11 protein-coding genes are annotated in these 12983 nt (G+C 35.6%); all 11 read right to left on the reverse strand.

Translation table 11 applies throughout. The features are described 5' to 3' along the window. Positions 1-5 precede the first annotated feature (5 nt). Positions 6-1193: an ergothioneine biosynthesis protein EgtB gene (egtB, locus tag ABD745_RS13800; protein ID WP_344830914.1), complete on the reverse strand. Its 1188-nt coding sequence runs from the start codon at positions 1191-1193 to the stop codon at positions 6-8. Positions 1194-1208: 15 nt separating this feature from the next. Next, positions 1209-2192 (reverse strand): L-histidine N(alpha)-methyltransferase, encoded by a 984-nt coding sequence (locus ABD745_RS13805; protein ID WP_344830916.1) that lies wholly within the window; start codon positions 2190-2192, stop codon positions 1209-1211. Positions 2193-2528: 336 nt separating this feature from the next. Then, positions 2529-3584 (reverse strand): 3-oxoacyl-ACP synthase III family protein, encoded by a 1056-nt coding sequence (locus tag ABD745_RS13810; RefSeq protein WP_344830918.1) that lies wholly within the window; start codon positions 3582-3584, stop codon positions 2529-2531. 155 nt (positions 3585-3739) lie between these two features. Then, complete coding sequence (locus ABD745_RS13815; RefSeq protein ID WP_344830920.1) at positions 3740-4324, reverse strand: HD domain-containing protein; 585 nt, start codon at positions 4322-4324, stop codon at positions 3740-3742. A 149-nt stretch (positions 4325-4473) separates the two neighbouring features. After that, complete coding sequence (locus ABD745_RS13820; protein WP_344830923.1) at positions 4474-4902, reverse strand: PepSY-like domain-containing protein; 429 nt, start codon at positions 4900-4902, stop codon at positions 4474-4476. Positions 4903-5008: 106 nt separating this feature from the next. Further along, positions 5009-8047 (reverse strand): efflux RND transporter permease subunit, encoded by a 3039-nt coding sequence (locus ABD745_RS13825; RefSeq protein ID WP_344830928.1) that lies wholly within the window; start codon positions 8045-8047, stop codon positions 5009-5011. A gap of 4 nt (positions 8048-8051) precedes the next feature. Continuing rightward, entirely contained in the window at positions 8052-8978 is a 927-nt protein-coding gene (locus tag ABD745_RS13830; protein WP_344830930.1) for an efflux RND transporter periplasmic adaptor subunit, read from the reverse strand. Positions 8979-8980: 2 nt separating this feature from the next. Then, complete coding sequence (locus tag ABD745_RS13835) at positions 8981-10153, reverse strand: TolC family protein (protein WP_344830932.1); 1173 nt, start codon at positions 10151-10153, stop codon at positions 8981-8983. Between the two features lie 347 nt (positions 10154-10500). Further along, complete coding sequence (locus ABD745_RS13840) at positions 10501-10761, reverse strand: hypothetical protein (protein ID WP_344830934.1); 261 nt, start codon at positions 10759-10761, stop codon at positions 10501-10503. Positions 10762-10773: 12 nt separating this feature from the next. Then, complete coding sequence (locus ABD745_RS13845; protein WP_344830935.1) at positions 10774-12135, reverse strand: S41 family peptidase; 1362 nt, start codon at positions 12133-12135, stop codon at positions 10774-10776. A gap of 4 nt (positions 12136-12139) precedes the next feature. Continuing rightward, entirely contained in the window at positions 12140-12880 is a 741-nt protein-coding gene (locus ABD745_RS13850; protein WP_344830936.1) for a hypothetical protein, read from the reverse strand. Positions 12881-12983 lie beyond the last annotated feature (103 nt).

Below are 12983 nucleotides of genomic sequence, written 5' to 3' on the forward strand. Positions count from 1 at the left end.
GGCAGTTATTTAGCTAATCTGATTCCTGTGAACTGCCATTTCAAACCGGTCTGGAAAAAATTGCGATAGGTATTTCTGCTGTGACCAGAAGGTGTTGCTTCAGAAGCGCCACGTAAAACCATTTGATTGACCATAAATTTTCCGTTGTATTCTCCGACTGCACCGGCTTCTTTCTTAAAATCGGGATAAGGCAGATAGGCAGAATTTGTCCATTCCCAACGGTTTCCCCAATCGAAATTGTCGGAGGCGACTTCCCATTCTGCCTCGGTTGGCAAACGCATTCCTTTCCATGATGCAAAGGCGGAAGCTTCATAAAAATTAATGTGACAAACGGCGCTACCAAGATCTAATTCCTGCAAACCGTTTAAAGTATAATTCATCCATTTTCCATCGATAAAATGCCAATATAAAGGAGACTTTGCTTGATTCTGTTTCACCCAGTCCCAACCTTCGGCATGCCAATGTCTGAAATCTTCGTATCCGCCAGCTTCCATAAATTCAAGATATTCCTGATTGGAAACTAATCGATCAGCAATTTCGAATGCATTGAGATAAACTTTATGTCTCCCTAATTCATTATCAAAACAGAAGCCTTCTCCGCTAAAACCAATTTCATAAACACCTTCCGAAAACCTCATCATTTTTATATTTCCGGAATGTTCTTTTTTAGAAACAAATTCATTTTTATACGGCGGAAAAAGCGGATTATGACCTAAAATATATTTAATATCTGTCAATAACAATTCCTGATGCTGCTGCTCGTGATTGAGACCGAGTTCCAGAAAAGGTTTTATTTCTTCCGTTAAAAATTCGCTTTGAAGAAAAGAACCCATTTGTTCATCAACATATTTTCTGTATTTGTAAATATCTGAAACAGACGGACGACTTAAATTTCCTCTGTCAGTACGGATTACTCTGACTCCGATTGTTTCGTAATAGCTATTGAAAACAAAATTATATTGAGGATTAAAAACTTTGTATCCCGGAAAATTAGGTTCCAAAATAAAGGTTTCAAAAAACCAGGTCGTGTGACCAAGATGCCATTTCGGCGGACTCACATCTACAATGGGCTGTACTACGTAATCCTCAATTTCTAAAGGTTCGCAGATCTCAACCGAATGATTTCTAATCTCTGAGTAACTTTTCGCCCAGTTTATAACCGGAATTTCTTCAGTAATTATGTTTGGTTTCATGAGAATTATTTTTAATTAAACAACTTGCCATACAGAATCCACAAACCAGCTTTTGGAATCTTTAATTTCATTGAGAATATGGAATGATGAATCTTTTGCTAATTTACTGATATCTTCCTGAGAAAATTTTTGAGAAACTTCCATATCAATGAGCTCATTTTCTTCGAATTTAACAACAGTACTGCCAATATGCACATGCTGTTTTGCAAGACTTACAAGATAACTTTTACACGCACCTGAAACCGGGTCGTAAGTTTGATAATGCTGAAACCGGCTAACATCAAAATCGGCATTCAGTTCACGATTGATTCTTACAAGAAGATTCAGATTAAATGAAGCCGTAATACCTGCAGCATCATTGTATGCATTCAAAATTGTGTGCGGATTTTTCTTTAAATCAAAACCTATCAGCAAAAGATCACCGGGACTAAGCTTTCTGCTAAGTTCCCGGCAGAAATGATTAGATTCTTCCAAATCCATATTGCCGATATTTCCGCCTAAGAAAAGAACTACTTTGCGTCTTTTCGAAATGGAAGTTGCTTTATCGAGCATATCAAAATAATCTCCTTCCAAAGAAATAATTTTTAACGACGGAAGTTCATCTCTGAATTTCTCGTTAAGCACTGAAAGAATATTTCCTGAAATATCAATAGGCATATAGGTAAAATCGACACCTTTATCTACCAGATGTTTCAAAAGGTAGGATGATTTCATTGCATCACCGGCTCCCAATTCAATCAGATCAAAAGGGATGTCGTTACTTAAAATACTATCTGCTAATTCCTTCGTTTTATTTTTAAATATGTCAAGCTCACAATGGGTCAAATAATATTCCGGCATATTCATGATCTGCTGAAAAATCTTATCCCCTGTTTTATCATAAAAATATTTTGAAAATAGTTTTTTCGGACTATTGTTTAATCCTTCTAAGACGTCAGATCGAAAAACATCCATAGTGACAGTTTCCGTCTGAAGCTCTGTATCCAACTGTGAATTCATATGTAATATTTTTTTGGTTTTTAGAGAACTACAACTATCTTGCCGCCGTTGTCATTACTTTCCATTAAAATGTACTTCTACAATTCCCTCTAATTTAAAAATACTTTTTATTTTGGGCTGAGTTTTCTTAAATTTTAATGATACGCTTTTGGTTATACCGGAAAGTAATCACAAGCAATTAACCTTTCAAAAAGATATTGACTGTTCTATAAAAGAGATCAGAAAGTTAACTTAATTTCCAGTGTAAAAAAATGGGTTGATCATTTTTTTTGTAAATGATACAACCCTTCAAAATAAAATAATCTTAGCTATTTTCAGTTAAATCACAACTTTGATTTATACTTTATATACAAATGCATTTATATTCATTCCTGCACCTACAGATGCAAAGAGGAGTATGTCGCCTTTGCAAAATTTGTGTCTCTCTATTTTACCCTTCATGATCAGGTCATACAGCGTCGGTATAGTTGCTACACTGCTATTTCCAAATTTATGGATAGACATTGGCATGATATCTTCCGGAGGTACCATATGATAGAGTTCATAAAAACGACTGACAATCGCTTCGTCCATTTTTTCATTGGCTTGGTGAATAAGTATTTTTTTTAAGGATTCAATCTTTATATTTCCTTTTTTAAGGCAGGATTGCATAGCTAAAGGAACTTTCGTAAGAGCAAATTCATAAATTTTCCTTCCTTTCATTTTAATATAACGCACATCAGGATCCAGCTCTTCATTGTAGGATTTACCAAAATACAGATATTCATATTCTTCAAGCGCATAGGTTGCACTTTCATAAGACAGTAATCCGCTGCTGTCTTCAGTTGGCTCAACTACTACTGCTCCTGCACCATCAGCATAAATCATCGAATCCCTGTCAAATTTATCAATAACACGCGACAGAGTTTCGGCTCCTATCACCAAACATCGTTTTGCCATTCCTGATTTTATAAAAGAATTTGCCTGTATAATACCCTCATTCCATCCGGGACAGCCAAATAAGAGATCATATGCTACACAGTACGGGTTTCTAATACCCAATTTATTTTTAACCCTTGATGCAAGACTTGGCACCGTATCAGATTGAATTTTGCCAAACTCAACATCACCATAATTATGGCACATGATAATATAATCCAGAGTCTCCTTATCGATTCCGGCATCAGCGATAGCCCTTTCAGCCGCAAAAAATGCCAAATCTGAAGCTGTTAATTGAGGATCAGCATATCTGCGCTCTTCAATGCCAGTAATATCCTTGAATTTACCAACAACTGATTCTGGATACTTTAGTTTATTGCCGACTTCATCTAAAAAAACATGATTACCGAAATGTTGGTTGGTAATGATCTGCTCCGGCATATAACTACCGGAACCTATTATCTTAATATTCATAGGAATAAATTTTGCAAAAATTATGCTAAAAGTTAGGCATTCTTTTAAAATCACAAAACAGAAAATTCCTGAATTTGTTTATTAAGCTTATTGCCAGTCATTTTTCCGCAAGCCAAAACTATTATGAAAAAACAGATTACTATTTTTTTAGTGATTTATTCGGAACAATTCATTAATTGAATATTGATTTTTTTGAATTTGCTTAATACTTTTTGACCGTAATCTGTATAATATTCATGATCTTTAAAGAAATTACAGTTCTTTTTCAGCCATTCTTCATCAGTATAGATCAGTCCAAGATATTTTTCGAATTCCTGCCTTAATGATTTCTCATATTTTGGATAATTGGGACGTGTCAAATGATACATATCGGCGTCACAAATCACTTTTTCCAGTAAAGAAGAAGGTTTCGGAGGATACTTTGTGGAATCGATACAGCTTAAAACAGCTTCAATAAAATCTCTTTGATATCCATAATTTTGTAAAAAACTCTTCGCTATCTTTTTACTTTCTTCTTCATGACCGATATACACATTTGCATAACCACAATCGTGAAACCATGCAGCTACCTGCAAAACAGTCATTTCCTCTTCCGAAAGATTACTTTGTACGCCAATTTCGCGTGCAGCACCCACAACATCATAGGTATGACCAATGCTGTGAAAAGAAAGATTTTCCGAAAGATTTTCTGAAAGAAATAATATCACATAACTGCTTACAGCTTCTATTAAATTATTCATGACCACCGTTGACTTTTTAATTAAAATTTATAACTGTAACCAATGCATCAATCCGACTTCTGAAGATATTGTCACAACAACCATCTTTGCAAAAGCCAATGAAGAAAATAACAATGTTATTTATAACAGACTGATCCTATATTTTAAGTTTAGTCTTTGGTTTCCTTTAAAAATGTTCCTTTATTATCAAAAATCAGATCTTTACCGCTTATTTCTGCTTCATAAGTGACAGTACCTTTTGCGTCAGTAATTTTAGCAGCTTCTTTTATTTTTTGATTCGGATAATTTTTAGCGATATATGTTTTGATAGGTGCAGAAAGAGAGTTGCTTTTCATTTCTGTTTCTGTTTCAAGAATATTGCCTGAAGGGTTGATTACTACAGAGGTTTCTATTCCGTTTGCTTTGAATCCTGCTTCGTAATTATCGTCTTCTTTTTCCCATTTTGCATCTTTCACCGTCGGAAATTGTTTTTTAAAACCTTTCTGAACAGATACAGGGACATTCTTTTGCTGAACTTTTTGTGCATTAACAAAAACTACCGTAATGATCATTATTAATAGAAATGCTAATTTTTTCATTTTAATTAAATCTTTAATTTGCTATACAATAATCAGGAACGATTTAGAAGAAATTTTGAATTTTTAAATTCACTTGCAATGATGAATGATTGTTTTCATTAATAATTTATTGATTGCTTATTTCTTCCTGTTTTAAATTGATTTTGTTGAGCAATGTCGGCAAAACGATGAGTAAAAGCGGCAAAGCAACAATGAATCCTCCTATAACAGCAATCGCCAAAGGCTGATGCATTTGAGCCCCTGTTCCGATTCCCAATGCCAAAGGCGTTAAGGCAATAATGGCTCCCAAAGCGGTCATTAATTTTGGTCGAAGCCTTGTACTTATAGCATAAATAACAGCTTCTTCTTTGGTTTTCGCTGCTAAACTTTCGTAGAATTGCAGGTACGTGAAAATGGCGTTTTCCCCGATAATTCCTACCATCATAATAAGTCCTGTGTAACTTCCGACATTCAAAGGAGTGTTTGTCAAATACAATAGTAAGATGCCTCCCGAAAGTCCCAAAACTGACACCAATAAAATGATTAAAGCAACTAAAACATTCCTGAATAAAAACAGCATCACAGAAAAAACCAGTAAGCTGGAAACTATCAAAATAATCAGTAACTCTTTAAAAGACTGCTGCTGCTCGGCATACGCACCGCCATAAACCACAGAATATCCGGTTGGCAATTTTATTTTCTTGTTGATTTGATTCTGAATTTCCTGAATGGTTCCACCCAGATTTCCGTTATCCAGCCTTGCTGTGACAATTCCCAAAGTCTGTAAATCTTCCCTGTTGACTTCGGCAGAACCGGTTACAACGCTTACAGTTGCAAACTCGCTCAGAGGTTTCAAAGTTCCGTTGGGCAAAGCAATCATATTGTTGCTGATATCGCTTAAAGACTGATTACTTTTTTCGTTGTATAATAATCGTATCGGCGTGTATTGGACATTATCAAAGATATTTCCGGCAACATTTCCATCCAGATTTGCCTGCAACTGATTCTGAAAATCGGGTAACGAAATATTATATTGTGCTAAAACAGGCAGCTTCGGAGTAACAACCATTGATGGCCCTGCAATCACAATTCCATCAAAAACATCGGCTGTACCATTTACTTTTTCTACAATCCCGGCTATTTTTTGAGAATAATCTTCAATAACTTTCTGATCTGTCCCGAAAACTTTAATTTCAATTGGCTGAACACTGCTCATTAAATCACCGAGCATATCGGTAATTACCTGTCCAAAATCTACGGTTAACGGCAAGCCTGAAGCATCAATTCTTGCACGGATATCGTCGGTAACTTCATTTGTTGTTTTGCTTCTGTTTTTCTTTAACTGAATTAAATAATCTCCTCGATTAGGTTCCGTAATGAAGAATCCCATTTGAGTTCCTGTTCTCCGGCTGTACGCCTGAACTTCGGGTGTTGAAGTGATAATTTTCTCAACTTCTTTCAGTTCTCTGTCGGTTTCTTCGAGTGAGGTTCCCGGAGGCGAATTATAGTCTAAAACAATACTTCCTTCATCCATATCAGGTAAAAATCCGGTACTGATATTGGGAAGAATAATCGCTGTTAAAACAATCAGCATTAAAATAAAAGCATAACTGAATAATGGTCTTCTGATAAAAAAACCTACCCATTTTCTTTCTTTTGCATCGTGATGCTGAAGATTTTTTTCTTTTTTCTTTCCTGATGACAAGAGTAAATAAACGATTGGCAATAATATCCAGGTTGCAAAAAATGAACAGACCAGCGTAATAATCATCGTGTCTGTCATTACCTTGAAATAAGCTCCTGCGACTCCACTCATTAACATAAAAGGTAAAAAAATCACAATGGTACTGAGTGACGAACCAACCATTGCTTTCAAAAGATAATTAATCGCTTTTTGTACTAAAGTCTTTGAAGATTCTTCAGGATGTTCCTCGTGAGTTCTATGGATTTGTTCGACCACAACAATCGCATCATCAATGATTAATCCTATGGCAGCCGCGATTGCTCCCAAAGTCATAATATTAAATGTCTGTCCCATCGTATAGAGAACAAGTATTGTAAGACTTAATGTAATCGGAATCGTGAGTAAAATAACTGCACTCGCCTTCCACGAACGAAGGAAAATAATTGCAACGATAATCGCTAAAACCAACCCAATCCATAAAGCATCTGTTACACTTTTAATAGAATCATTTACAAAATCTGCCTGAACGTAATACGGTTTTAAGATCATATCTTTCGGTAAGGTTTTTTGGAGTTCTGCAATTTTTGCTTCCATTGCATTGCTTAAATCAACCACATTTGCATTGGGTTGCTGTATGATTGCAATCAGGATACTTTCCTGTCCGTTGGCATTGACTTTAATATATTGTTTTGCGTTGTGAACATTGATTTGGGCAATATCACTCAACAAAACGATTCGGCTTCCATTATTGCTCACGACAAGGTTTTTCAACTGACCTTCATTACGAATTTGAGCATCAGTAAGCGTTAAATAGAGATAGCGGAAATCTGAAGAATAACCATTTGATTTAATGAAGTTGGAATTATTAATTGCCTGTTCAACTGAAGCCGGGGTAATTCCCAATCTTGCCATTATCGCCTGATTCATTACCACACGAAATTCCTTATCCTGTCCGCCGATAATTCGCACTTCACTTACTCCCGCAACTTGTGAAAGAAATGGTTTTATTGTGTAAAGCGCCAATTGTTTCAGCTCAATCGGATCTTTTGAAGTTGAATTCAACGAATATCCCATTACCGGAAGAATCGACGGATTCATTTTTTCAACGGAAATATTAATATCCGGAGGCAATTGATTTCTCACTTCATTAACACTGCTTTCTATCTGCTGTTTGGCTAAATCGACGTTCACATTCCAGTCCATAAAAGCGGAAATTTCGCAACTTCCCCGGCTGGTTGTACTTTTTAAAACCTGCAGATCAGGAACTCTTTTCACCGCATCTTCCAACACTTTGGTCACACCGACCGTCATTTGATTCACAGGTTGTTGCCCTGCATCAGCAATTATTTTTATTTTCGGAAAAGTTATCTGTGGAAATAAAGCCGACTGAATTTTGGTGTAAGAATAAATTCCGCTTACCAATATGAGGAAAATTAATACCAGCAAAGGACTTTTATAGGTTACAAAAAATGATTTTTTCATAAACTTAAGGCTTTTGTATTTTCACAGCTGCAGTATCACTCAATCCGAAATTTCCTGAGACAATCACTCTGTCTTTCGTTGTCAAATTGCCGGATTTTATCTGAATATATTTATCCGTTTCCACCCCTTTTGTGATGTCTGTTTTTACGGCTGTCGCATCATTGATTAATTTCATCACCCAAAAAGAAGACTGAGTTTCATCACTCAAAACTGCCATTTTAGGCACAGAAAGTCCATAAGCGGAAGTTTTGGAAAAGCTAATCGTCCCAATCAGATTCTCCGGAATATTGTTAGTGGGGACTTGTAATAACACTTTTACGGTTTGAGAAGTGGCATCAACAGAAGGCATTACTTTTGCAATTCTTCCCTGCAAAACTGTATTGTCGGGCAAAGTAATCGGTAAAGAACCTTTACTTTTTATAATTTGAAGATATTCATAAGGAACATCAACTACAAAACCAAAACTGCTTGCATCAGTAATCGTTGCCAAAACTTCCCCATCCTGTACATAATCTCCTATTTGATGATTGAGCATTGCAACATAACCTGTTGCAGGACTCGTTACTGTCGTTACTCCGTAGAAACGGAAAGATTTATCTAATTTATTGATGGTATTTCCCAACGCTCTTGCTTCTTTGGTCTGCAATCCGAAAAGTACCGAACCCTTTCCGACACGGTCTGCCAGTTTGATGGTCATTTTTGTGATATAACCTGTGCTGTTGGCTTTTACATCAGATTTTAACAGATAAGCTGCCGTTGCATTCAGTGTTATTGTATTGTTGAGTTGTGCCGTATCAGACGGATATGCTACCGTAACCAATGTTTTGGGTTTTGCATCTGTTGTAGATGTATCTGCAGGAGCATTTTCTTCATTTTTATTACAACTGAAAACAATAAGAGAGACTATGATGAGTGATATTATTTTTTTCATAATTATTGAATGATTAAATATTGCAATTGGTTTTTCAGGCTGAATAATGTTGTGTTGTACTGAATAATATTTCCTTTAAGACTCAATAAATTATTGATTGACAGAATAAAATCCACCATTCTTACATCTCCCGTCGGAAGCTGTTTGGCATTGGCTTCGACCAAAGTTTTGGCATAAGTCGTTTGTTCATTGGCGGTATTAATTATCTTATTATACTGCTCAATCTGACTGTTAATCTGGAAAATCATCTGTTGATATTGTCTTTGGGTTTGCTCAAGATATTTCTGACGGGTTTGAAGAGATAATTGATTTTGCTGCAACAACATTTTTTTCTGATGACCATCATAAATCGGAATTGTAACTCCAACTCCGACACTCAATCCAAAATTTTTATAAGGAATTGCTATAAATGAAGACTGATAACCGCTATCCGAAAATGCCGTGATTTTTGGTTTATAATCATATTGGATGACTTTGGCATCATTGGCAAGTTTTAAACTATCTGCCTGAAATGCTTTTTGATACATACTTTTGTTAAAAGAAACGGGAATAAGAATTTCCTGAAAAGAGGGAGCTTCAACAGGCTCGAAAGTATCATCTACAATTCCAGACAAGTAATTGAGTAAAGCATAATTGTTCTGCCAATCAGCTTTTTGTTGTTGTAACGTCAATTCGTTTTGCTGAAGCGTCACTTTAAAAGTTAGATAATCCGTTTGCTTGAAAACTGCAGCTTGTGTTAATTTTTTTAAAATAATATCTTCCTGATTCAGCAAATAAATAATTTCCTTGCTTACATTATATTGCTGCTGACTCGCGTAAGTCGTAATATATTGATCGGTAATCTGTTTATTAAGCGTTTGAAGACTTATATTTTTCTGTGCTAAAATCTGAGATATACTTGCATTAATTCCAGCAAGACGAGTAGTAAGATTATTACGGCTGATAAATTCTTTGACAATTCTTACACCAGCAAAAAGAGATTGTCCGTTTGTCAGAGCGTTGTCGTATCCCCAACCTTTTATATTGGGGGAATATCCCGCAGTTCCTTCGCCTGTAACAATGAATCCGTAAGTTGATCTTAACTTTAAACTATCGATTCGGCTTGAAATTACCTGATTATTGAAATCGTTCAAAACCGGACTGTTCGTTTTTGCTGTTTCGAGAAAATAAGACAATGTGTTTTTTGATTGGGCATCTATTTTTAAACAACTGAAAATCAAAATAAAAAATAATAAACCACGAATGAGATATGTACAAAAAGTAACCATATTCTATTAATTATCAGGTAAAGATGATGCCTGATTTTGTAGAAATTCTGAATTACTGATTTATATTTCCAGAACATACATTCAAACGGTATTGCTTTTCCTACTAAAACAGAAATTTCATTTTTCGTTTTTTCTGCCTATTTTTTATCGTGATAATGAATGAAGAAAATATAATTGTTTAACTTTAAAAATTTGATTTTAGATTAAAAGAAACCTCATCTATAAAATCTACCTGTTCCGTTTATTCATTATTTCTATGATTTCCTTTTTAATTTGCGCAATTTCGCAGTTAGCATCTTACGCAAATCATCATGAAACTGTTTGTAATCTTTTATACTTTTCTCCAGTTTCTTTTTGTTGCTTATATAATTTTCATACAGATCCTGTAACTCAGAAGCCCGTGATATGATTTCAAAAGACTCAGCATCATGTTCTTCCATTTTCTCAATTAAATAACGGTAAGAATCCATACGCTCTGTCAGGCTGTTATGAATTTTAGGCTCTATTCCCTGCATTTTAATTAAAACTTATCTTGCAATTCCCGCAAAAGGATTATCACTCTGAAATAAAATTTTCACCTTCTGACCTGAAATTGATCCACCGTTGGATGATTTTGAATAAATCTTATGTAAAGCCGATGAAAGAAGGGTTTCCGAAGAATCGCCGAGGGGTAAAAGAGGTAATGAACTATACTCATCCACCAAAATATGTGGCGCAATCCCGTTGCTGTACCCTCCTTCACCATTCGCATTGAAAACTTTATAAATAACCGGATGAATCTGCCACGAAATCTTTTTAGGCTTCCGTTTGTCTTCAATCGCAAAGCCCGCCATATCTTTTCCCAACGTTTTTTCTCCAATCTGGACAACCTGTATATAAGGTTTTAAATTATTAATAACAATTTCCGAAGCTGAAGCTGTACTGCCGGAAGTAAGAATATATATTTTATTTAAACCTAATGAATTGGCATGAAGGGTATTAAAATCAAGTGCATTGGGATCGTACGCAATCTGTTGTGAAAATGTACGCTTTACTTCTCCCCCGTTTTTATTTCCTTTAAACGTTATAAATTGTGAACCGGCTGATATTCCGGAAGGAATTAACGAGCATAAAGCAGCAGCTGATGAAACCGATCCACCGTAATTGTAACGAAGATCGAGGATTAATTCCTGAATTCCGGCGACTTTAAACTCACTGAATTTCTGATTCAAAGTCTGTGTCATCCCGTCGGGAAAATCATAAATGTAGAGGTAGCCCGTTTTTTTACCGGCTTGTTCAAAAATCTTAGAGTTAATAGGCTGTTCAAGAGAATATCCGTAATATATGGTGATGTTTTTTTCGTTAACAACCGTATTATTCTGCCAGTCTCCAACCGTAAGATCAATAACCGTTTGATTAGGAAGTGAAGACGTTAACTGCTCTGCATTGGAAGCGGTAATCGCTGTTCCGTTTATTTTTTTAATCATCATTCCCCTTTTTAACCCTGCATTCATGGCCGGAGAATTGGTAAGGACAAGCTTTATAACGGTAACTATTTCGCCGTTTGCGAGCTGTAAAACCGTATAGTCAAAACCATACATCCCCCGAACAGAACGTGGATAGGTGGAAGAATCATTAGTGTCAACAATATAAGAAAAACGGTCTTGTGGTGATAATAAACTTTTAAAAAAATCTTTTACCGGAAGATGATAATCTGGTTTTGCAGGCATCTGATCTGCCCAATAGTAATATCGTCTCATACTGTCCTGAACCCAGAGATTCTTGGATTCCGTGCTTCCTTCCGGGAAATCCGGTAAGCCATCATCTGCATCCCTGCATGAAATGATAGTAATACCAATTAAAATAATCAGCAATAAGTGATATTTAAAAAAACTGTTTATTTTTTTCATTATTTTATAGATAATCGGCAACGTCTATATCTCCTTTTACTACCCATACTCCATTCTCCATTTTCTCCTGAATAACAATCATATTAGCTCCAATATCCTGCTTTATCTTAACCTGAATTGGATTGGATCCCGTATAAGGTTCGGTAGTGCCCGGCTTGTACAATTCTAAATAAACCGGAGCTGTAGCACTGAAAAAATTATAGATTTTTACCGTCGTAAAATTGTCTTTTCCAATATTGTCAAATTCTGCCAGTACAACCCCGTTTTCCCTTTTCAGGACACCTTTAACCCCTGTAAGTGGTGCCCCCGAAAATTCGCCCAGATTCGGAAAAATAAATTCAAATCCTACTTTTCCAAGGTTCACTTGTGGTTTTACGGCATAAGTTTTCAGGAAAATTCCGGGAAGATTGAAAAAACTAAGGTTTTTATAATCATTAAAATTACTGTAGTTGATCGTATATTTTACAATTTGAGCTCCTGTCTGAGTATTGTAAATCCCAAGCTCATTGGTTTCACCCTCATCGAGCACAAAATTGATCTGAGTTTCTATTTTATTCGTATAAGAGGTATTCCCGTTGATAGCAACCGGAGAGCCGTTAAGCCTCAATTGCAACACATCCGGATTGGAATAGCCTTTCACATTGATTTCAGCGGCTTTTTGCGCTTTGTCGTACGGCTGCATCATATTATTATCGGTACAGGAAAAAAGTATGGTAAACAGTAGCAGTGCTATGATATTTTTCATCGATATTATTTAAATTATAAAATTTAACTTAAAAACTGCCCTACCCCAGAGCAGGGCAATTAAATTATAAAAACTCATTTGGATATGTTTCTGAATAATAATT

It is taken from the genome of Chryseobacterium ginsenosidimutans (assembly GCF_039536845.1).
Lineage (GTDB): Bacteria > Bacteroidota > Bacteroidia > Flavobacteriales > Weeksellaceae > Chryseobacterium > Chryseobacterium ginsenosidimutans_B.